General features: G+C 63.1%; 20 protein-coding genes. 6 read left to right on the forward strand and 14 right to left on the reverse strand.

The window, feature by feature from the left end; translation table 11 throughout:
* Positions 1-202 precede the first annotated feature (202 nt).
* The gene (locus ACP2YP_RS01265; RefSeq protein WP_426421854.1) at positions 203-2,428 is read left to right on the forward strand and encodes an ATP-binding protein; all 2,226 of its coding nucleotides are present in this window, start codon (positions 203-205) and stop codon (positions 2,426-2,428) included.
* A 126-nt stretch (positions 2,429-2,554) separates the two neighbouring features.
* On the opposite strand, the gene coaA is transcribed toward ACP2YP_RS01265, so the two are convergent.
* The 7 genes from coaA to hisB form a co-directional block, all read right to left on the reverse strand.
* Positions 2,555-3,511: a type I pantothenate kinase gene (gene coaA, locus ACP2YP_RS01270; protein ID WP_426421855.1), complete on the reverse strand. Its 957-nt coding sequence runs from the start codon at positions 3,509-3,511 to the stop codon at positions 2,555-2,557.
* Between the two features lie 84 nt (positions 3,512-3,595).
* Complete coding sequence (locus tag ACP2YP_RS01275) at positions 3,596-3,913, reverse strand: phosphoribosyl-ATP diphosphatase (RefSeq protein WP_426421856.1); 318 nt, start codon at positions 3,911-3,913, stop codon at positions 3,596-3,598.
* A 79-nt stretch (positions 3,914-3,992) separates the two neighbouring features.
* On the reverse strand, positions 3,993-4,766 hold the full coding sequence (gene hisF, locus ACP2YP_RS01280) for an imidazole glycerol phosphate synthase subunit HisF (RefSeq protein WP_212301904.1): 774 nt from the start codon (positions 4,764-4,766) through the stop codon (positions 3,993-3,995).
* Between the two features lie 3 nt (positions 4,767-4,769).
* Positions 4,770-5,516 carry a 1-(5-phosphoribosyl)-5-[(5-phosphoribosylamino)methylideneamino]imidazole-4-carboxamide isomerase gene (gene hisA / locus ACP2YP_RS01285; protein ID WP_426421857.1) on the reverse strand — a complete coding sequence of 249 codons (747 nt, stop codon included), beginning with the start codon at positions 5,514-5,516 and terminating at the stop codon, positions 4,770-4,772.
* On the reverse strand, positions 5,504-6,154 hold the full coding sequence (gene hisH / locus ACP2YP_RS01290) for an imidazole glycerol phosphate synthase subunit HisH (protein ID WP_426421858.1): 651 nt from the start codon (positions 6,152-6,154) through the stop codon (positions 5,504-5,506). The genes hisA and hisH overlap by 13 nt, the downstream gene beginning before the upstream one ends.
* The gene (locus ACP2YP_RS01295; RefSeq protein ID WP_426421859.1) at positions 6,151-6,681 is read right to left on the reverse strand and encodes a DUF2628 domain-containing protein; all 531 of its coding nucleotides are present in this window, start codon (positions 6,679-6,681) and stop codon (positions 6,151-6,153) included. The genes hisH and ACP2YP_RS01295 overlap by 4 nt, the downstream gene beginning before the upstream one ends.
* A gap of 67 nt (positions 6,682-6,748) precedes the next feature.
* Positions 6,749-7,342 (reverse strand): imidazoleglycerol-phosphate dehydratase HisB, encoded by a 594-nt coding sequence (gene hisB, locus ACP2YP_RS01300; protein ID WP_426421860.1) that lies wholly within the window; start codon positions 7,340-7,342, stop codon positions 6,749-6,751.
* Positions 7,343-7,544: 202 nt separating this feature from the next.
* Between hisB and hslV the strand changes: the two genes are divergently transcribed.
* From hslV to ACP2YP_RS01315, 3 genes are all read left to right on the forward strand, one after another.
* A complete protein-coding gene (gene hslV / locus ACP2YP_RS01305; RefSeq protein ID WP_200297376.1) occupies positions 7,545-8,105 on the forward strand; it encodes an ATP-dependent protease subunit HslV in 561 nt (186 codons plus the stop codon).
* Positions 8,106-8,256: 151 nt separating this feature from the next.
* Positions 8,257-9,561, forward strand: a complete 1,305-nt coding sequence (hslU, locus tag ACP2YP_RS01310; protein ID WP_426421861.1) for an ATP-dependent protease ATPase subunit HslU — start codon at positions 8,257-8,259, stop codon at positions 9,559-9,561.
* A 28-nt stretch (positions 9,562-9,589) separates the two neighbouring features.
* Entirely contained in the window at positions 9,590-10,714 is a 1,125-nt protein-coding gene (locus tag ACP2YP_RS01315; protein WP_426421862.1) for a hypothetical protein, read from the forward strand.
* Positions 10,715-10,879: 165 nt separating this feature from the next.
* On the opposite strand, the gene ACP2YP_RS01320 is transcribed toward ACP2YP_RS01315, so the two are convergent.
* From ACP2YP_RS01320 to ACP2YP_RS01330, 3 genes are read right to left on the reverse strand one after another with little or no spacing between them, the layout of a single operon-like run.
* Complete coding sequence (locus tag ACP2YP_RS01320; protein ID WP_426421863.1) at positions 10,880-11,470, reverse strand: Smr/MutS family protein; 591 nt, start codon at positions 11,468-11,470, stop codon at positions 10,880-10,882.
* The gene (mltA, locus tag ACP2YP_RS01325) at positions 11,467-12,966 is read right to left on the reverse strand and encodes a murein transglycosylase A (RefSeq protein ID WP_426421864.1); all 1,500 of its coding nucleotides are present in this window, start codon (positions 12,964-12,966) and stop codon (positions 11,467-11,469) included. Before mltA ends, ACP2YP_RS01320 begins: the two co-directional genes overlap by 4 nt.
* Positions 12,944-13,648, reverse strand: coding sequence for a Tim44/TimA family putative adaptor protein (locus ACP2YP_RS01330; RefSeq protein WP_426421865.1), 705 nt, complete (start codon positions 13,646-13,648; stop codon positions 12,944-12,946). Before ACP2YP_RS01330 ends, mltA begins: the two co-directional genes overlap by 23 nt.
* A 422-nt stretch (positions 13,649-14,070) precedes the next feature.
* Between ACP2YP_RS01330 and secB the strand changes: the two genes are divergently transcribed.
* On the forward strand, positions 14,071-14,556 hold the full coding sequence (secB, locus tag ACP2YP_RS01335) for a protein-export chaperone SecB (protein ID WP_148752744.1): 486 nt from the start codon (positions 14,071-14,073) through the stop codon (positions 14,554-14,556).
* 9 nt (positions 14,557-14,565) lie between these two features.
* Here secB and dnaQ read toward each other — a convergent pair whose 3' ends face one another.
* The 4 genes from dnaQ to ACP2YP_RS01355 are packed head-to-tail and all read right to left on the reverse strand — an operon-like array spanning position 14,566 to position 17,391.
* Entirely contained in the window at positions 14,566-15,285 is a 720-nt protein-coding gene (dnaQ, locus tag ACP2YP_RS01340) for a DNA polymerase III subunit epsilon (RefSeq protein ID WP_426421866.1), read from the reverse strand.
* A gap of 26 nt (positions 15,286-15,311) precedes the next feature.
* Positions 15,312-15,911, reverse strand: a complete 600-nt coding sequence (gene coaE / locus ACP2YP_RS01345) for a dephospho-CoA kinase (protein ID WP_426421867.1) — start codon at positions 15,909-15,911, stop codon at positions 15,312-15,314.
* Positions 15,912-15,933: 22 nt separating this feature from the next.
* On the reverse strand, positions 15,934-16,542 hold the full coding sequence (locus ACP2YP_RS01350) for a Maf family protein (RefSeq protein ID WP_426421868.1): 609 nt from the start codon (positions 16,540-16,542) through the stop codon (positions 15,934-15,936).
* Between the two features lie 9 nt (positions 16,543-16,551).
* On the reverse strand, positions 16,552-17,391 hold the full coding sequence (locus ACP2YP_RS01355; protein WP_426421869.1) for a pyruvate, water dikinase regulatory protein: 840 nt from the start codon (positions 17,389-17,391) through the stop codon (positions 16,552-16,554).
* A 458-nt stretch (positions 17,392-17,849) separates the two neighbouring features.
* Here ACP2YP_RS01355 and hemJ point away from each other — a divergent pair, with 458 nt between their 5' ends.
* Entirely contained in the window at positions 17,850-18,284 is a 435-nt protein-coding gene (gene hemJ, locus ACP2YP_RS01360; RefSeq protein ID WP_426421870.1) for a protoporphyrinogen oxidase HemJ, read from the forward strand.
* Positions 18,285-18,476 lie beyond the last annotated feature (192 nt).

Consider the following 18,476-nt stretch of genomic DNA (forward strand, 5'->3'; position numbering starts at 1 on the left):
GTTTGAGCATGATCCTTCCGGAAATCCGCTACACACTTTGCGCTAACGCGGCCCTTCGGGTCCGGATCATGCTCTGAGGCGTTAACACCTCGTCAACCCTGTTTGGAGGCGGCTGCAAAGCCTCAAGCTGTTCGCAAGGTCGGCGAGACATCGTCGCAAACGGCGGTGGCGCGGTTTCGGTTAAGAATCAGGGTCGGTGGCGATGGGTCGGACGTTCCGGATCAAGGTGCGCATGCGCCGCTTCAGGCGACAGCACCCCAAAATTGCCTTCGCGATCCGCTCCTTCATGATCTTTTCGGCGACGTTCGGCGGCGCCTATGGTTTCGTCACCGGCAGCCGCGCGCCAAACTCCGGCTACGATCCCAACACCTTTGCGATCGGCGCGAGCTTCCTGTTTGCGCTGGCCTGCCTTGGCCTCGCGACGCTCAGCATGCGGCTGCGTTTCGTCGCCAAGCGGATGCGCAAGCTCGCCGCCCACAACGAGGCGCTGATCGATCGCAATTGGGAGCTGAAGGAAGCCGAAGAGCGCGCCCGCAGCCTGTTCGAATCGCAGGGCGACCTGATCGTGCTGCGCGACCATCAGGGCCGCATCACCTTTGCCAACGACGCCTATTGCGCGCTGGCCGGGCAGACGCGCAGCGCGCTGGTCGGCACGCGGTTCGATTTCGACGTGCTGGAGCAGGGCGACAGCGCGCGCGAGAGCAACGGCACGCGCATCCATGACCAGAGAATTTCCACCCCGCTCGGCGCGCGCTGGATCGCCTGGCGCGAAGGGTTCGTGCGGCTCGACGCCGGTCAGCCCGCCGAATTGCAGAGTGTCGGCCGCGACGTCACCGACCGCACCGAGACCGAACGCGCGCTGTCCGATGCCCGTGACCAGGCCGACGCCGCCAACCGCGCCAAATCGCGCTTCCTGGCGATGGCCTCGCACGAGATCCGCACCCCCCTGAACGGCATCATCGGCATGGGCGGACTCTTGCTCGACACCGCACTGACGCCGGAACAGACGACTTACGCCAGGGCCGTGAAAACCTCTGGCGAAGCGCTGATGGCGCTGATCGAGGAGCTGCTCGACTATTCCAAGATCGAAGCCGGCAAGCTCGATCTCGACCAGCGTCCCTTTGCGCTCTCGACCTTGATTGAGGAGGTCACCGAGCTGCTGGCACCGCGCGCGCAGGCGAAAAACCTCGAGATCGCTTCCTATGTCGACGAGCGGCTCCCGTTGGAAGTCGTTGGCGATGCCGCACGGCTGCGCCAGGTGCTGCTCAACCTCGCCGGCAACGCCATCAAATTCACAGCTCACGGCGGCGTTGCGCTGATCGTCGAACCCGGCATCTGGCCGAACGAAATCAGTTTTCTGGTCCGCGATACCGGTATTGGCATCGCGCCGGACGCACAGCAGCGCATCTTCCGCGAGTTCGAGCAGGCCGACGACCGCGTCGCCCGCACCTATGGCGGCACCGGGCTTGGCCTCGCCATCAGCGAGCGCATCGTCAAGCGCATGGGCGGCCGCATCACGCTGGAGAGTGCACCCGCTCAGGGCTCGACCTTCGAGGTCGCGATTCCGCTTGCGCCATCGCAAGGCGATGCCGGACAAACCGCGTTTCCGAGTCCCGATCTCGCCGGCAAATCGATCCTGCTGGTGGCCGACGGTATCGAAGCGTCCCTGATCGCGCGGCGGCTGGAACGCTGGGGCGGCCAGACCTGCCTGGTCGCGGATGCGGCTGTGGCCGAGGCACTGCTGCCGGAACGCTCATGGCATGCGGTGCTAATCGACCGGGCGCTCGGTACGGCTGTTGCCGATCGCCTGAGCGAAGTCGCACGCGCTCACGCCACGCAGCGGCTCGTGCTGCTGACCCCGAGCTCGCGTCATGAAAAAATTTCGCCGGCCTTCACCGGCTTCCTGGTCAAGCCACTGCGCGCAGCCTCGCTCGCCGCCCGCCTCGCGTTAACTCCGGAAGTCGCCTCGCCCGATCTCGCGCCTGAACCCGTCGAGCCGACCGCGATCACAACGCCCGCAAAAGGTCTCTCGATCCTCGTCGCCGAAGACAACGAGATCAACGCGCTCTTGATGCGGTCGCTTCTCACAAAACTCGGTCACCGCGTCGTCATCGCGGTCCATGGCGATGCCGCGCTGGAATCCTGGCTCGCTGCCAGTTCTGCCGGCACGCCCTATGATCTGGTCTTGATGGACATTCAGATGCCGCAGCTCGATGGCATCGAAGCGACCAAGCGTATCCGCGCCCACGAGGCCGCCATGGGCGGCCATCACACGCCGATCCTCGCGCTCACCGCGAACACGCTTGTGGAAGATCGCTACGCCTGTTTCGAGGCAGGCATGAACGGATTTTTGATCAAGCCGCTCGATCGCGAGAAGCTGGACGAGGCGCTGGCCGGTTTGGCGGCGGCGCGGCAGCTTACGGTGTAGCGACAATCGACGCTGCCGTAGGGTGGGCAAAGCGAAGCGTGCCCACCAATCGCGTTCGGCAATGCGGATGAATGGTGGGCACGGCGCGCGAAGAGCGCGCCTTTGCCCACCCTACGAGACCACTGATTACAGCCGCCTGAGCGCCACGTTCTCCACCACGTGATCCGCGCCCTTCTTCAGGATCAGCGTCGCGCGCGGGCGGGTCGGCAAAATGTTGTCCTCGAGATTGGCGAGGTTGGTGCGCTCCCAGATCGCGGTGGCGGTGGCGGTGGCCTCCTCGTCGGACAGCAGCGCATAGCGGTTGAAGTAGGATTTTGGATTGGTGAACGCGGTGTCGCGCAACGCCAGGAAGCGCTTGATGTACCAGCGCCGCAGTGCCGCCTCGTCGGCGTCGATATAGACCGAGAAGTCGAAGAAGTCGGAGACCACGGGCACCGCCTTGCCGTCGCGCGGCAGCTTGCCGGTCTGCAGCACGTTGACGCCCTCGACAATCAGGATGTCAGGCTGGTCGATCTCGGCCCACTGGTTCGGCACGATGTCGTAAGTCAGATGCGAATAAACGGGGGCGCGTACGTGACGGCGTCCGGACTTGATGTCGGACAGGAAACTCAGCAGCAGCGGCAGATCGTAGCTCTCGGGAAAACCCTTCTTCTGCATGATGCCCTGCCGGTCGAGCACGGCATTGGGATAGAGAAAACCATCAGTGGTGATCAGCTCGACCTTCGGACGCGGCGACCAGCGCGCCAGCAATGCCTGGAGCACGCGAGCCGTGGTGGACTTCCCGACCGCGACCGAGCCGGCGACGCCGATGATATAGGGCACCTTGCGGTCGCGGATGTTGAGGAACTGGCGCTCGGCGTAATACAGGCGCTGCATCGCATCGACATAGATCGAGAGCAGGCGCGACAACGGAAGATAAATGTCCTCGACCTCCTGCAAGTCCAGGCGATCGTGCAGCGAGCGCAGACGGTCGAACTCGCCCGGCTCTAGCGTCATCGGCGTATCGTCGCGCAGATGCGCCCATTCCTGGCGCGTATAAATGCGGTACGGATTATACTGCTGCTCAGGTGCGCGGATATCCATGACGCCGCCTTCTCCGTTGCGAATCTCTAAGGCTTGAGCATGATCTTTTCGGAAAACCGCTTCACCCTTTTCCGGACCATGCTCTTACTTACGCGAAGCCTTTTCTTCCAACCCTGACATCGAGGTCCGCTTGTCCAGCGCAGCCTCGACCTCTTCCAGCTTTATGCCGCGCGCCCTAAGCAGCACAAGGAAATGATAGAGCAGGTCGGCGCCTTCGGCGATCAGATGCGCGCGATCGTTTTCGACTGCTGCGATTACGGTTTCGACTGCTTCCTCACCGAACTTCTTGGCGCAATGTTCGGCGCCCCTGTCGAGCAGCTTGCGGGTATAGGAGCCTTCGCCACCGGAAGCCGCGCGGGCATCGATGGTTGCGGCCAGATCGTGGATCGTGAAACGCGGCATACTGAATACTCGAAACGCGCGCCTGGCCGGTTGGGCCAGTCCCCGCCGGTTGATGTAGCACTTTTATGAACGGGAGTCGTCAGGCATCCAGGCGCATGGGTAGTCCGCGCCGGGCCATGTGCTCCTTGGCTTCACGGATGGTGAATTCCCCGAAGTGGAAGATCGAGGCGGCCAGCACGGCGGTGGCCCGCCCGTCGCGGATACCGTCAACGAGATGGTCGAGATTGCCGACGCCGCCCGAGGCGATCACGGGAACGGGAACGCTGTCGGCGATCGCCCGGGTCAGCGGGATGTCAAAGCCCTGCCGCGTGCCGTCGCGATCCATCGAGGTGAGCAGAATTTCACCAGCGCCGAGCGAGACCACTTCCTGGGCATATTCGATGGCGTCGATACCGGTCGAGTTGCGGCCGCCATGCGTAAAAATCTCCCAACGGTCGCCGCCCGGACGCTTGACCCGCTTGGCGTCGATCGCGACCACGACGCACTGCTCGCCGAATTTTTCGGCGGCTTCCTTGACGAACTCGCGCCGTGACACCGCGGCGCTGTTGATCGAGACCTTGTCGGCGCCGGCGCGCAACAATGTCTTGATGTCGTTGACCTCACGCACGCCGCCACCGACGGTCACCGGCATGAAGCAGGCCTCCGCGGTGCGCCGGACCACATCCAGCATGATGCCGCGGTTCTCATGGGTCGCGGTGATGTCGAGGAACGTGAGCTCATCGGCGCCGGCGGCGTCATAGGCGATCGCGGCTTCGACGGGATCGCCGGCATCGCGTAGGTCGACAAAATTGACGCCCTTGACGACGCGGCCGTCCTTGACGTCGAGGCAGGGGATCACGCGCACCTTGAACATGTGTCAGCTCCTGGGTGCGTTGCGGATTAAAGTGAGGGCGGCGGCGGGATCGAGCCGGCCGTCATAGAGCGCCCGGCCGGCGATGGCGCCGGCGAGCTTTTCGGCGCGCGGCGTCAGCATCGCCTTGACGTCCTCGATCGAGGCAAGACCGCCGGAGGCGATCACGGGAATCGAGATGGCGTCGGCGAGCGCAATGGTCGCATCGAGGTTGAGGCCCTTGAGCAGGCCGTCGCGCGCGATGTCGGTGAAGATGATGGCGGCAACGCCGGCATCCTCGAAACGCTGCGCGATCTCAAGCACCGTCACCTGCGAGGTCTCGGCCCAGCCCTCGACCGCAACCTTGCCGTCGCGGGCATCGAGCCCGACCGCGACGCGGCCGGGGAATTTTTTCGCGGCCACCTTCACCAGCTCAGGATCGCGCACCGCAGCGGTGCCGATGATGACGCGGGTGATGCCTTTGTCGAGCCAGGCTTCGACGGTGGCGAGATCGCGAATGCCGCCGCCGAGCTGCACCGGGATCTTGATTGTCTTCAGCATCGCTTCGACCGCCTGCGCATTCACCGGCTTGCCGGCGAAAGCACCGTCGAGATCGACGACGTGAAGATACTCAAAGCCCTGCGTGACAAAGCTCTGCGCCTGGGCCGCAGGATCGAGATTGAACACGGTCGCGCGCGCCATGTCGCCTTGCTCGAGACGCACGCATTGGCCGTTCTTGAGGTCGATGGCGGGAAAGAGAATCACGGCTTCCATCGCAAAAAATTCGAGATCAGGGCCAGGCCAAAGCGCTGGCTCTTCTCGGGGTGAAATTGCGTGCCGATGGCGGTGTCCTTCGCGACGATCGCGGTGACAGGCCCGCCGTAATCGGCGCGCGCGAGCACGTCCGCCTCGTTGGCGGCGTTGAGGTGGTAGGAGTGCACGAAATAAGCGTGCTGGCCCTTGGGCCCGAGCGGCAGCTTGTTCAGCACCGGATGCTCCTGCAGCACGTCGAGCGTATTCCAGCCCATGTGCGGGATCTTCAGGCTCTCGTCGCGCGGCGTGATCTTCTCGACGTCGCCGCCGATCCAGTTCAGGCCTTGCGTGATGACATGCTCCTTGCCGCGGGTGGCGAACAGCTGCATGCCGACGCAAATGCCGAACATCGGCCGCGCCTTGACGCGCACGGCTTCGGTGATCGCCTCGACCATGCCGTTGACGGCGTCTAAGCCGCGCCGGCAATCGGCAAAGGCGCCGACGCCCGGCAGCACCAGACGGTCGGCGCCATAGGCCTGGTCCGGATCGCTGGTCACGAACACCTTCTGCGGATTCTCCATGCTGCGCGCGGCGCGCTCAAAAGCCTTGGCGGCGGAATGCAGATTCCCGGAACCGTAATCGATGATGGCGACGCTCATCTTGACCCTCCCGGTTCTGGAAACGATCCAATGATCCCGCCGGCCGGAATCGGCGGCGGATTGGAGAATTGCTGACCCGGCAAATTGCGGGTCGGCGGCGGTCCGCCGCGATCGACGGCCCATTGATCGTTGACGATGCCGCGCTGTGTCCTGCTCCAGCGCTCGAAGAAGCGGCGCTCGGCGGTGTCCTCGTCGTCGGCAACGACAACATCGAGCTGCCGCCACTTGCCGCGCGACAACGTCCAGCGGCGCAGGCTCGAGGCCTCGAAGCCCATCAGCAACGCGATGATGATGTTGGCAAAGAAGATCGAGCTGCGGCCGACCCCGAGGCTATGCAGCCCGGCATCGAACGCGGCGAGGAAAACGATCCAGCCGAGCAGGGCCAGCCAAAGCCTGTTCCAAAGCAGCCAGAGCGGGCCGAACACCATCGCCCAGAAATGGAAGCCGTCGCGCACGAACACGAATCTGTCGGTCGCGCGCAGATCGGCCCCGCCTGGGGTGGGAGCATGAACTGTGTAGACAGGCATTTTCGATGCCCCGTTCTCGAGAATTCATTGATGCCGCCGGTAGCGCTCAGCCACCGAGACGGAGATGTCAGCCGCCGAGCGAGCCCTTGGTGGACGGGATTTCGCCCGCCGCCTTGGGATCGATCGCAACCGCGATGCGCAGCGCCCGCGCCAGGCCCTTGAAGCAGGACTCGGCGATATGGTGGCTGTTATCGCCATATAGGGTCTCGACGTGGAGAGTCACGCCGGCGTTGATGGCGAAGGCCTGGAACCACTCGCGCACCAGCTCGGTATCGAACTCACCGATCTTGTCGCGGGGAAAGTCGGCCTTGAACACCAGGAACGGGCGGCCCGAGATGTCGATGACCACGCGCGACAGCGTCTCGTCCATGGGCATGTGCACGCCGGCATAGCGGGTGATGCCCGCCATGTTGCCGAGCGCCTGCTTGACCGCCTGGCCGAGCGCGATGCCGGTGTCTTCGGTGGTATGGTGATGATCAATGTGCAAATCGCCCACCGCCTTGACCGTGAGGTCGATGCGGGAATGGCGGGCGAGGAGATCGAGCATATGGTCGAAAAAGCCGATGCCGGTCGCGATATTGGCCACGCCGGTGCCATCGAGGTTCACGGTGACCTCGATGTCGGTTTCCTTGGTCTTGCGCTTGATCGTCGCGGTGCGCATGGAAAATCGGTTTCCATTCTAGTTTTGAGCCGAAAACGCCAGTCTATTAACAGCCAAATGACGCCTTCGCTACTGCGGGAACGGCCGGCCGGGCCTCTACTTCTGCCTATGGTGAGCGAATTTGAGGCCGGAACGGCCCGTTGTGCGCCGGTTGTCCCTTTGCCCCTGACCGCCTAAATCAGCCCGGACAATGAGGGTCATGATGCAGGATTCCCAGAACAGCTCGCCGGTCTGGCACGGCACCACGATTTTGACGGTCCGCAAGGGCGGCAAGGTGGTGATTGGCGGCGACGGCCAGGTCTCGATCGGCCAGACCGTGATCAAGTCCAACGCCAAAAAGGTCCGGAAACTCGGCAAGGGCGACGTGATCGGCGGCTTTGCCGGCGCCACGGCCGACGCTTTCACCCTGTTTGAGCGGCTGGAGAGTAAGCTCGAGCAATATCCGGGGCAATTGACCCGGGCGGCGGTCGAGCTCGCCAAGGATTGGCGCACCGATCGCTATTTGCGGCGGCTGGAGGCCATGATGATCGTGGCCGACAAGGACGTCTCCCTGGTGTTGACGGGCACCGGCGACGTGCTCGAGCCCGAGGCCGGCGTGATGGCGATCGGCTCCGGCGGCAATTACGCGCTGGCCGCAGCCCGCGCCCTGATCGACACCGATAAGGACGCCGAGACAATCGTCCGCCGATCGCTCGACATCGCCGCCGACATCTGCGTCTACACCAACCGCAACGTCACCATCGAAGCCCTGACGGCCGGCTAAGGCGCGTGGCTGAACAGCGGAGCTCAGGACTGGCCGTAACCTCTCCCGCTTGCGGGAGAGGGAGCACACCGCCGCTTGGGCATTGCGCTCGCGCCCGCCAAGGGCACAAAGCAGCTTGTCGCGGCCCGTTTCTGACCCTAGCTAAGATCCCATGACAGACTTCTCCCCCCGCGAAATCGTTTCCGAACTCGACCGTTTCATCGTCGGCCAGTCCGACGCCAAGCGCGCCGTCTCGATCGCGCTGCGCAACCGCTGGCGCCGGCAGCAACTCGAAGGTTCGTTGCGCGAGGAAGTGCTGCCGAAAAATATCCTGATGATCGGCCCGACCGGGGTCGGCAAGACGGAGATCGCGCGGCGACTGGCAAAACTCGCGAATGCGCCGTTCCTGAAGGTGGAAGCGACAAAATTCACCGAGGTCGGCTATGTCGGCCGCGATGTCGAGCAGATCGTGCGCGATCTCGTCGAGGTCGCGATTGCCCAGGTGCGCGAGAAGAAGCGCAAGGACGTGCAGGCGCGCGCCCAGCTCGCCGCCGAGGAGCGCGTGCTCGACGCGCTGGTCGGCGCCAATTCCAGCGCCGCAACCCGCGAATCCTTCCGCAAGAAGCTGCGGGCCGGCGAGCTCAACGACAAGGAAATCGAGATCGAGACCCAGTCGTCCGGCAGCGGCATGCCGATGTTCGAGATCCCGGGCATGCCGGGCGCGCAGATGGGCGCGATCTCGATCGGCGACATCTTCGGCAAGCTTGGCGGCCGCAGCAAGACGCGGCGGCTGACGGTCGAAGGCTCGCATGAGATCCTCGTCAACGAAGAGTCCGACAAGCTGCTCGACACCGACCAGCTGACGCTGGAGGCGATCAGTGCGGTCGAGAACAACGGCATCGTGTTCCTCGACGAGATCGACAAGATCTGCGCCCGCGACGGCCGCGTCGGCGGCGACGTCTCCCGCGAGGGCGTGCAGCGCGATCTGCTGCCGCTGATCGAGGGCACCACGGTCTCGACCAAGCACGGCGCGGTCAAGACCGACCACATCCTGTTCATCGCTTCCGGCGCCTTCCACGTCGCAAAACCGTCCGACCTGTTGCCGGAATTGCAGGGCCGCCTGCCGATCCGCGTCGAGCTGCAGGCGCTGACCCGCGACGACATGCGCCGCATCCTGACCGAGCCCGAGGCCTCGCTGATCAAGCAATATATCGCCTTGATGCAGACCGAAGGCGTCACGCTCGACATCACCGACAGCGCCATCGATGCGCTCGCCGACGTCGCGGTCGCCGTCAATTCCACCGTCGAGAACATCGGCGCGCGCAGGCTCCAGACGGTCATGGAGCGGGTGCTGGACGAAATCTCCTTCACCGCCCCCGACCGCAACGGCGAGACCGTCCGGGTCGATGCCGATTTCGTGCAGAAGCACGTTGGCGACCTCGCCAAGAACGCCGATCTGAGCCGGTTCATTTTGTAATTCGGCTCTGCCGCGCTATGGAAGCGGCGTGCCCGCTAGCATCCTGCAAAACCCCTGGCGATTTCTGCTCGCGATCAACGCGGCGGTCATCGTTGGCGTGTTCGTTCACAAGATCCAGCTGCCGCCTTACGTCCCCTACGTCCACCTCCTCGTCGACTACCATTTCGGCTTCATCAAGCGCGCGCTGATCGGGGCGATCGTCGCGCTGTTCACGGCCAAGGTGCCGGTCTGGCTGGTGTTCGCGCTCGGCGGGGCGACGTGGCTGGTGACATCAGGGCTGTACGCAAAACTGTTTCAGAAGACGTTCGGCTTCACGGCGAAGACGCTGCCGCTGTTCGTCTTCATCGCGGGCTCGCCGTTCTTCCTCAAAAACTTCATGCACACGCTCGGCCATTTCGACATCTATGGCAGTGCGCTCGCGCTCATCCTGTTGCTGATGCCGGCGGGCTCATTGCTGTTCGTGGCGACGGCGGCGTTGTTCTCGATCATTCTTGTCCTGATCCACCACATTCACCTGCTGATGTATGTGCCGACGATCATCACCATCGTCGTCATCAGGCACTATCTCGCTTACGGTCTCAGTCGCGGTAATCTCGTCTTCGGGCTCACCGCTTTCGTCCTGGTCTCCGCCCTGTTCTTCGCGGCGCAATTTTTTGGGACGATGCCGATCCCTGAAGCGGATTTCGTCGCGTATCTGAAGACCCGGATGGTCGATCCCTCGCGCACCGATCTCTTGCAGTTCAGCTACATCTGGTATCAGCCGCTGGCGAAGGAGATTTCCGACACGTGGGGACGCCTGCCGCACAACAGCCTCGGCATTCCCGTGTTCGCGCTGCTGATCTGGCTGCACGCGCCGCTGTGGCGCTGTTTTGCGAACCTGATCGGCTCCCTCGCGAACGAGACGCACCGACGCCTCGTGATCGCGGCATTGATCGGCGTCAGCCTCGCTTATCTCGTGATGTTCGCGATGGTGTTTGACTATTCGCGCTGGATCTCGAACTGGGCGGTCTGCATGTTCCTGATCCTGCATGCGGTGAAGATGCTGCCGGCCGCACGGGAGACGGCGCTGATTCCAGAAGAGGATCAGAAAACAAACATTTTCGGCTTGATCCTTACGCTGATTCCGCGCGTCGGAATCGTCCGGCCGTTCTGAGACGATTCAGTCCAACTACGAAGACGGTGAGCTCCCTCTCCCGCTTGCGGGAGAGGGCTGGGGAGAGGGCTTTCTCCGCGATCGAGAACCCCCAAGAGGATAGAGCCCTCACCCGCCGCGCTTCGCGCGACGACCTCTCCCGCGAGCGGGAGAGGTGTAGAGCCGCTAAAACCGCGCCCGCCTGATCCGCACATAAAGCGCGCCCTCGCCGCCATGGCTGATAGCGGCCTCCTCAAAGCCCACAACGAAGGCACGGAATTCCGGCAGGCTCAGCCATTCCGGCACCTGCCGACGCAGCACGCCGCTTTCGCCGCCGCTCCTGCCCTTGCCGGTGATGACCAGCACGAAGGTCAGGCCATCGTGATGGGCGCGGTGGAGGAAGCCGGTCAAGGCGCGGTGCGCGCGCATCTGGGTCATGCCGTGCAGATCAAGCCGCGCCTCGATCTCGCTGCGGCCGCGCGACAGTTTTGTGCGCTCGCGCTTGCCGAGCGGGGCGAGCGGCGGTATCGCCGGCTTTGACGGACGCGGGGCCGGCGCTTGAGCCAGCGGCCGCGGCGGCAGCGCAGGCTTGGCGACCGGCACTGCGGACGATGGCTCGGTGCGCGGCGCGGCGTGTACCTTGGTTGCGCGCTGCTTCCGCAGCGGCTTGACTTGTTTTGCGACGAGCTCCCACAGCTCGCGATCTTCCTCGGTCAGCGCACGCCGGCGCGGTGAGGGACGCGGATCCAGCACGGGCGGACGGGACGATCGCTTCATTGCTGGTGGGAACGAGTTTTCATGTGCCTGCGCGGTTCGCGGACAGGTTCGATCATAGGACGCGGCGCCGGCAGCGGCACCGGGCCGGCAATTGCGACGGTCTCGCCCCTCGCCGCGTCCTTGGGATCGGTCTGCGGAAACAGCTTTGCGATCTTCTCCGACGGCCGCGGATCCGGCACTGGCAGCCGCGCCGCGCGCACGCCGGGATCGAGGCTCTTCGGCACCAGCATCACGAAATGCATGGGGTGACGCAGCCGGCCCGAGACGCGGCCGGCGTCAGCGCCCGCGCCAAAATAGAGATCGGCACGCGCGGGGCCGATAATGGCCGAGCCGGTGTCCTGCGCGATCATCAGGCGATGGAACGACGTCTTGGCGCGTTCGGATTCGATCGGCAGCTCGCCCTCGATGAAGAACGGCGTGCCGTAGACGTGGAGCGATTTGTCGACCGCGATCGAGCGGCCGGCGGTCAGCGGAATGCCTTGCGCACCGACCGCCTCGTCCTTGTCGGACAGATTGACCTCGCGGAAGAAGATGTAGGAGCGGTTCTGGCGCCGCAGCTCGTTGGCGCCGTCAGGATTCTGCGCCATCCATTCCCTGATCTTCTGCATCGACATCTCTTCCTTCGGAATGATGCCGCGCTCGATCAGCACGCGTCCCACCGCCGTGTAGGGATAGCCGTTATAGGAATCGTAGTTGAGCCGGAGGGTCGAGCCGTCGTCGAACCTGATCCGCGCCGAACCCTGGATCTGGGCGAACAACAGATCGGTCGGGTCCTTCAGCCAGGCGATCTCGAGCCCGCGGCCGGCAATCTTGCCGTCCTCGATCTCGCCGCGGTCGTAATAGGGCACCAGCTTGCGGCGGCCGATCTTGCGGTAGACCGGTCCCTTGTTGGGAAGGCTGACCGAGGCCTGATTGAAGCCGCGCACGAACAGGTTCGAGGGCCGGCGATAGACCGGGACGTTGTAGACATCGGTCTGTGTGCGCGACCCCTCCAGCACCGGCTCGTAATAGCCGGTGACGAAGCCGTCGGGCTCGCCGAGGCGCGAGATGCGCAGCGGCGAAAAATTGTCCTCGAAGAAAGTCTTGGCCTTCGCGTCGTCGGTCGGCTCGAGTGATTTGGCGGCCCGGCAGGGCTCGCTCAGCGAGCCGCCCAGAGCTTTGGATTCGGGAGCGCCGGTCTGTGCATTGATCGAGCGGCAGCTGGCGCGAAAGGTCTTGTACGCCGCGAGATGATCATCGTCGCTCCAGCCCTTCACGTCAGCCCAGGCCAGCGGCAGATATTGCGCGCCGGGAATTTCGAATGGGAGAGGGAGCTGCGGATAGGGCAAGGCCCGCGGAGGAATCGCGGCCATTTCGGGAAGGTGATGGTAATGGCTGCGGTAGTGGCGCCGCGCAGCCTCGGCGCCGAGCGAAAACGAAGCCAGCACGACGACACCTGCGCAAAGCGCCGTCGCGCTGTTCTTCAGGAAACTCTTAATTCGCGCTTCCGGTGCCAACCAGCTTCCAGTTCGGATCGCGAGAGGTGGTGTCGCGGGCGAAAGTCCAGATGTCGGTGATATCGGCGACCTTGTCGGCGCTGCCGTCGACGATGTTGCCGGCCTTGTCGCGGGTGGCCGAGATCATCTGGGAGACGAAGCGGATCGTGAGCTGGGCCGTGCGATCGCGCAGCTCGGCACCGACGAGCTCGGCCTTGTCGATCGAGACGAAGCGCGTCTCGGTCTTCTGCTCGTTCTTCTCGCGGTCCTTGATCGCGGCGTCGAAGCTTTCATAGACCTCGGACGACAAGAGGTCGCGCAGCGCGCGGCGATCGCCATTGGCGAAGGCCAGCACGATCATCTCATAGGCGCCGCGGGCGCCCGAGATGAAGTGGCGCGGATCGAAGGTGGAATCCCTGTCGACGATGGCATCGAGGCCCTGGGCGAGCGCAGTGCCCGGCTCGGTCAGCCCCTTCCAGCGGTCGGAGGGCGGGGCCGGCTCAGCCGTCGGCGCGAGCGGCGCCTGGTCGATCACCTTGCCCGGCATGGTCACGACGTTTTTGTCCGGAGCACCCCCAAGCGCATTGCGAGCCGTGCGGTCAAACGGCGGCCGCTCATTGCCGGTCCGCTGCCCCAGCACGCTGCGCAGCCGCAGGAAAATAAAGACCGCCAGCGCAAGGAAGATGATGGTGTAGATGTCCACGTCGTATCGCTTTCTGGTCTTTACTCAGGTCTTCTTTTGGGTCGCTGCCGGGAAAATCAATCCGGCCAGTAGACCGTTCCATACCGGAACGGCAAGACTACATCACCATTTTAGGACCGGTTTTAGGCCCGCGCGTCGCGTCCGTCGGATGTAGGCACGAAATCATGCCTGGCCAATGGCGCCTTTTGGCACAGCACGAAGTGTAGCGCGTTTTATGCTTAAGGGGAAACCCGATCCTGGCCGGAAATCGCGTATCTTCAAGCGTTTAACGTGCGATTTCGTGTCCGGGGCGGGTGGAACGTCACAGTTGTGGGCGTGGCCCGGATCGACCCTCCGGAGCCGTTCGTCCTTGTGGAATGAGGCGGCCCTATGTTAGCCAACCGCCGCGAAATTCAGCCCAAATCGGGTAAGGAGACACTCTGATGACCAACGGTAACGGCACCCCTCCCGAGGCGGCCCAGGCTCCCCAGCTCAACGTGCTGGCGCAATATACCAAGGACCTCTCGTTCGAAAATCCGAACGCACCGACCTCGCTCCAGCCGCAGAGTCAGGCGCCCCAGATCAACATCCAGATCAATGTCAGCGCCAACAACCTCAGCGAATCCGAGTTTGAGGTGACGCTGTCGGTCGAGGGCAAGGCCGAGAACGCGGGCAAGGTGATGTTCTCGTTCGAGCTCGCCTATGCCGGCGTGTTCCGGATCGTCAACGTGCCGAAGGAGAACCTGCACCCGCTGGTCATGATCGAATGCCCGCGCCTGCTGTTCCCGTTCGCCCGCGAGATCATCGCGACCGCCGTGCGCGACGGCGGGTTCCCGCCGCTGATGCTGGATCCGGTCGATTTCGTCGGTCTCTATCGCCAAAACATGGAGCGGCAAATGGCCGCTGGTGGTCAGGCCGGCCAAGCTTAACTGTGAGGCCTAGCCAGGCGGATTGACGGCAGCTGGAGCGGGCAAGAACTCGTTCCAGATCGCCTTGTCGCCGAGCGTTGCGATGAATGCCCGATGGGCTTCGCGCTCGGCGTCTGACACCCGCGGCGCGAGCGGTACTATCCGCTGCCGCCGCGGCGCATCGCCAGCAGCATTGACGCGAATCTCCTGGGCGTCCGACGCCAGCAGCAGCTGCGACTGCCGCGCCCCGACCAGATCGACATAGACTTCTGCAAGCAGTTCGGAATCGAGCAGCGCACCGTGCTTGGTACGGTGTGAATTGTCGATCGAGTAGCGCGAGCAGAGATCGTCGAGCCGGTTCGAGACACCGGGATGCTTGCGCCGCGCTAGCAGCAGCGTATCGACCAGCCGCTCGCGCGGGATCGCGGCGCGCTTGATCCGGTCGAGCTCGGCGTTGATGAAGCTGATGTCGAACGACGCATTGTGGATCACCAGCGGCGCTTCGCCGATGAACGCCAGAAATTCATCGACGACCTCGTGGAACAGCGGCTTGGTCGAGAGAAATTCTGCCGACAGCCCATGCACCGCAAAGGCTTCCGCCGGCATGTCCCGTTCAGGATTGATATAGACGTGGTACGTCTGTCCCGTCGGCATACGGTTCAAGATCTCGACACAGCCGATTTCGACCAGGCGATCACCGCGGAGCGGATCGAGGCCGGTGGTTTCGGTATCGAGAACAATTTCACGCATGATTGAGGTGCCGTGTGGACGGCGAATCAGGCTCGCCGCTGCGGCATCTTAACGACCTCGGCCAGGATGTGCGTGATTTGCGCGCGCACCGGCTCAAGTCCGTGTGAGGTATCCACGACGAAATCGGCTCGCTTGCGCTTTTCGGCATCAGGCGTCTGCTTGGCGATGATGGCGTCGAGTTTTGCTTCGTCCATGGTTCCCCGCGCCAGCACACGTTGGCGCTGGATTTCCGGCGAGGTCGAGACCACGACCACGGCGTCGACCCGCTTCTCGCCGCCGGTTTCGAACAACAGGGGAATATCCAGGACCACAACCGGTGCCCCGGCGGCTTCGGCATCGGCAAAGAATTTTTGCCGGGAAGCCCCGAGCATGGGATGGACGATCTGCTCGAGCTGCTTGATCGCGGCGGGATCGTGCACCACGCGCGCAGACAGTTTGGGACGATCGACCTTGCCGTTAACAGTAGTGCCGGGGAAGGCGGCCTCGATCGCAGGCGCGGCCTCGCCCTCATAGAGCTGATGGACGGCGGCATCGGCGTCGTAGACCGGCACACCGGCCTCCGCGAACAATTTTGCGGTGGTGGATTTGCCCATTCCGATTGAGCCGGTCAGTCCAAGAATCCGCATCAGCGCCAAACCATCCTGTCATTTACACCGCAATGAGCCGCTCGCGCCGCAGGAACGCAAGCAGCGACAGCAGCGGCAGGCCGAGAATGCTGAAATGGTCGCCCTCGATGCGCTCGAACAGATGGATGCCGAGACCTTCGAGCTGATAGGCGCCGACGCTGGTGGTGACGGCATCGCCGGCGGCATCGAGATAGGCAGAGAGCTCGGCCTCGGACATTTGCCGCATGGTCATGCGGGCGACCGACACATCCTCGAAGACGATCTTGCCGTCATGCGCTACGGCGACGGCGGAATTCAGCTCGTGGCTACGCCCGGCGAGATCACGCAATTGCGCCAGCGCCTGTGTACGGCCGGCAGGCTTGTTGAAGAGACGATTCCCCAGCGCCAGCGTCTGGTCGGCGCCGATCACATGGCATCCAGGACGATTGGCTGAGACTGCCATGGCTTTCTCCCGCGCCAGCAGCAGGCCGATCTCGCGTGGGTTCGAAAGTTTTGATGCAGTCTGAATACCGCGCTCGTCGATGTCAGCGGTAACAGTCTCGAATTCGAGCCCGGCGTTCGCCAGCAACATTTTTCGGGCGCTGCTCTGCGAGGCGAGGATCAACGGAGATGTATGGTGCCAAAGACCCATCGCAAAAGACTATTCCGAGGGCCGGTTGCGCTGGCGATCACTATAGAGCTTCATGATCGCGGCTGCGGTTTCCTCGATCGAGCGACGCGTCACGTCCAGCAGCGGCCAGTCGTGCTTGGCGCTCAGCTTGCGCGCAAACGCGACCTCCTCGGTGACCGATTGCCTGTCGGTATAGGTGTCGCTGCCGGATTCGGCACCCATAGAGAGCAGGCGGTTCTGACGGATCTGGATCAAACGTTCCGGCGTCGCGTGCAGGCTGACAACCAATGGCCGGGTCAGCGTCTCCAATTGTGACGGCACCGGAATGCCCGGCACCAGCGGCACGTTGGCGGTACGGATGCCGCGATTGGCGAGATAGATCGACGTCGGTGTCTTCGAGGTGCGGGACACGCCGACCAGGACGACGTCGGCTTCCTCGAGCCCATCGACATGCTGGCCGTCGTCATGGATCATCGTGTAGTTCAGCGCGTCGATGCGCTTGAAATATTCCGCGTTGAGCACGTGCTGCGCGCCGACGCGACCCGTGGTCGCAGCGCCAAGATAAGCTTCGAACAATTGCATGACCGGACCGATGATCGAGAGACTCGGCACGTTGATAGTCTTGCACTTGTCCTCGAGCCTGGAGACCAGATCCTTCTCCAGCAGCGTGAACAGCACGATGCCGGGCGCTTCCTCGATCTCATCGAGCACGCGATCGAGCTGCTTCTGGCTGCGCACCAGCGGATAGACATGCTCGACCGGGGTGACGTTCGCGTATTGCGCAGCGACCGCGCGCGCGACCGTGATCAGGGTTTCGCCGGTCGAGTCGGAGACGAGGTGAAGATGGAAATAATTGTTCGAGGTCGGCACAAAAACTCTTTGTATGGGGGCGGTGTGCTTTGTGGATTTCTGTGGACCTTAACCCCTCGGAAAGGGTTGCGCGACACCAGGGGCGGGACAAGTGCCAATTTTCTTCACACCACTGCCCTTCGGAACAAGTCCGACGCCCTGCCGAGAGGAAAACGGGATTGCGCGGACAACCCCCTTGATAAGCTGCCGACAGAAACGTGCAAGTCTTTGAAGCCGGTTGGCTTATCGCGAGCCGCCAGGGCTATCCAGGACATGTTGATGGATGTGAACAAGCGCAGGTCAACCAGCGGATGGAATTGCATGAGTCCAATCCACGGTCACATAGACTCAAACCTTAAGAATCTAAGATTCTTTAGATTTAAGAGGAGCGCTACGGACGGATATGTGTGCAGGTGAGACCTTAACGAGTTCTTACTATCCCCAGCGCTCTCTGAGCTGGGCGAAGCCGGATGCAAAATATGTTTGAAGACGTCTATCTCTGGATCAAGGCGCTGCATGTGATCGCGGTCATCTCCTGGATGGCCGGAATGCTCTATCTGCCGCGGCTGTTCGTTTATCATTGCGAGGCCGAGATCGGCTCGAAACAGTCGGAAACCTTCAAGGTCATGGAACGTCGCCTGTTCAAGGCGATCATCAATCCCGCCATGATCGTGACCTGGCTCGCCGGGCTCTATCTCGCCTGGGCCGGCCATTGGTTCACCTTCGGCTGGCTGCACGTAAAACTGGCACTGGTCCTGGCGATGTCCGCGGTCCACGGCTTTTTTTCCCGCTGGCTGAAGGACTTCGCTGCCGACAGGCGCCCGCACAGCCAGAAATTCTTCCGGATTATCAATGAGGTGCCGACCGTCCTGATGATCATCATCGTCATCATGGTGATCGTGAAGCCGTTCTAGGCAGGAAACGTGAATGATCGCTCAGCGCTTCGGCTTGCGGAGTGGAAAGCGATTTTCTATATTAGCGATATCCCACCCAACGCAGGCGGATGTGGTTGTGTCCGAGCTTTTTAAAGGCCGGACACCGCATCAGGTTTGAAGCCTCCACCGGCGCTCACCTTGCCAGACCTGCGGACCTTACCTTCTCGCGTC

Source organism: Bradyrhizobium genosp. A, from assembly GCF_049949275.1.
Classification (GTDB): Bacteria; Pseudomonadota; Alphaproteobacteria; order Rhizobiales; family Xanthobacteraceae; genus Bradyrhizobium.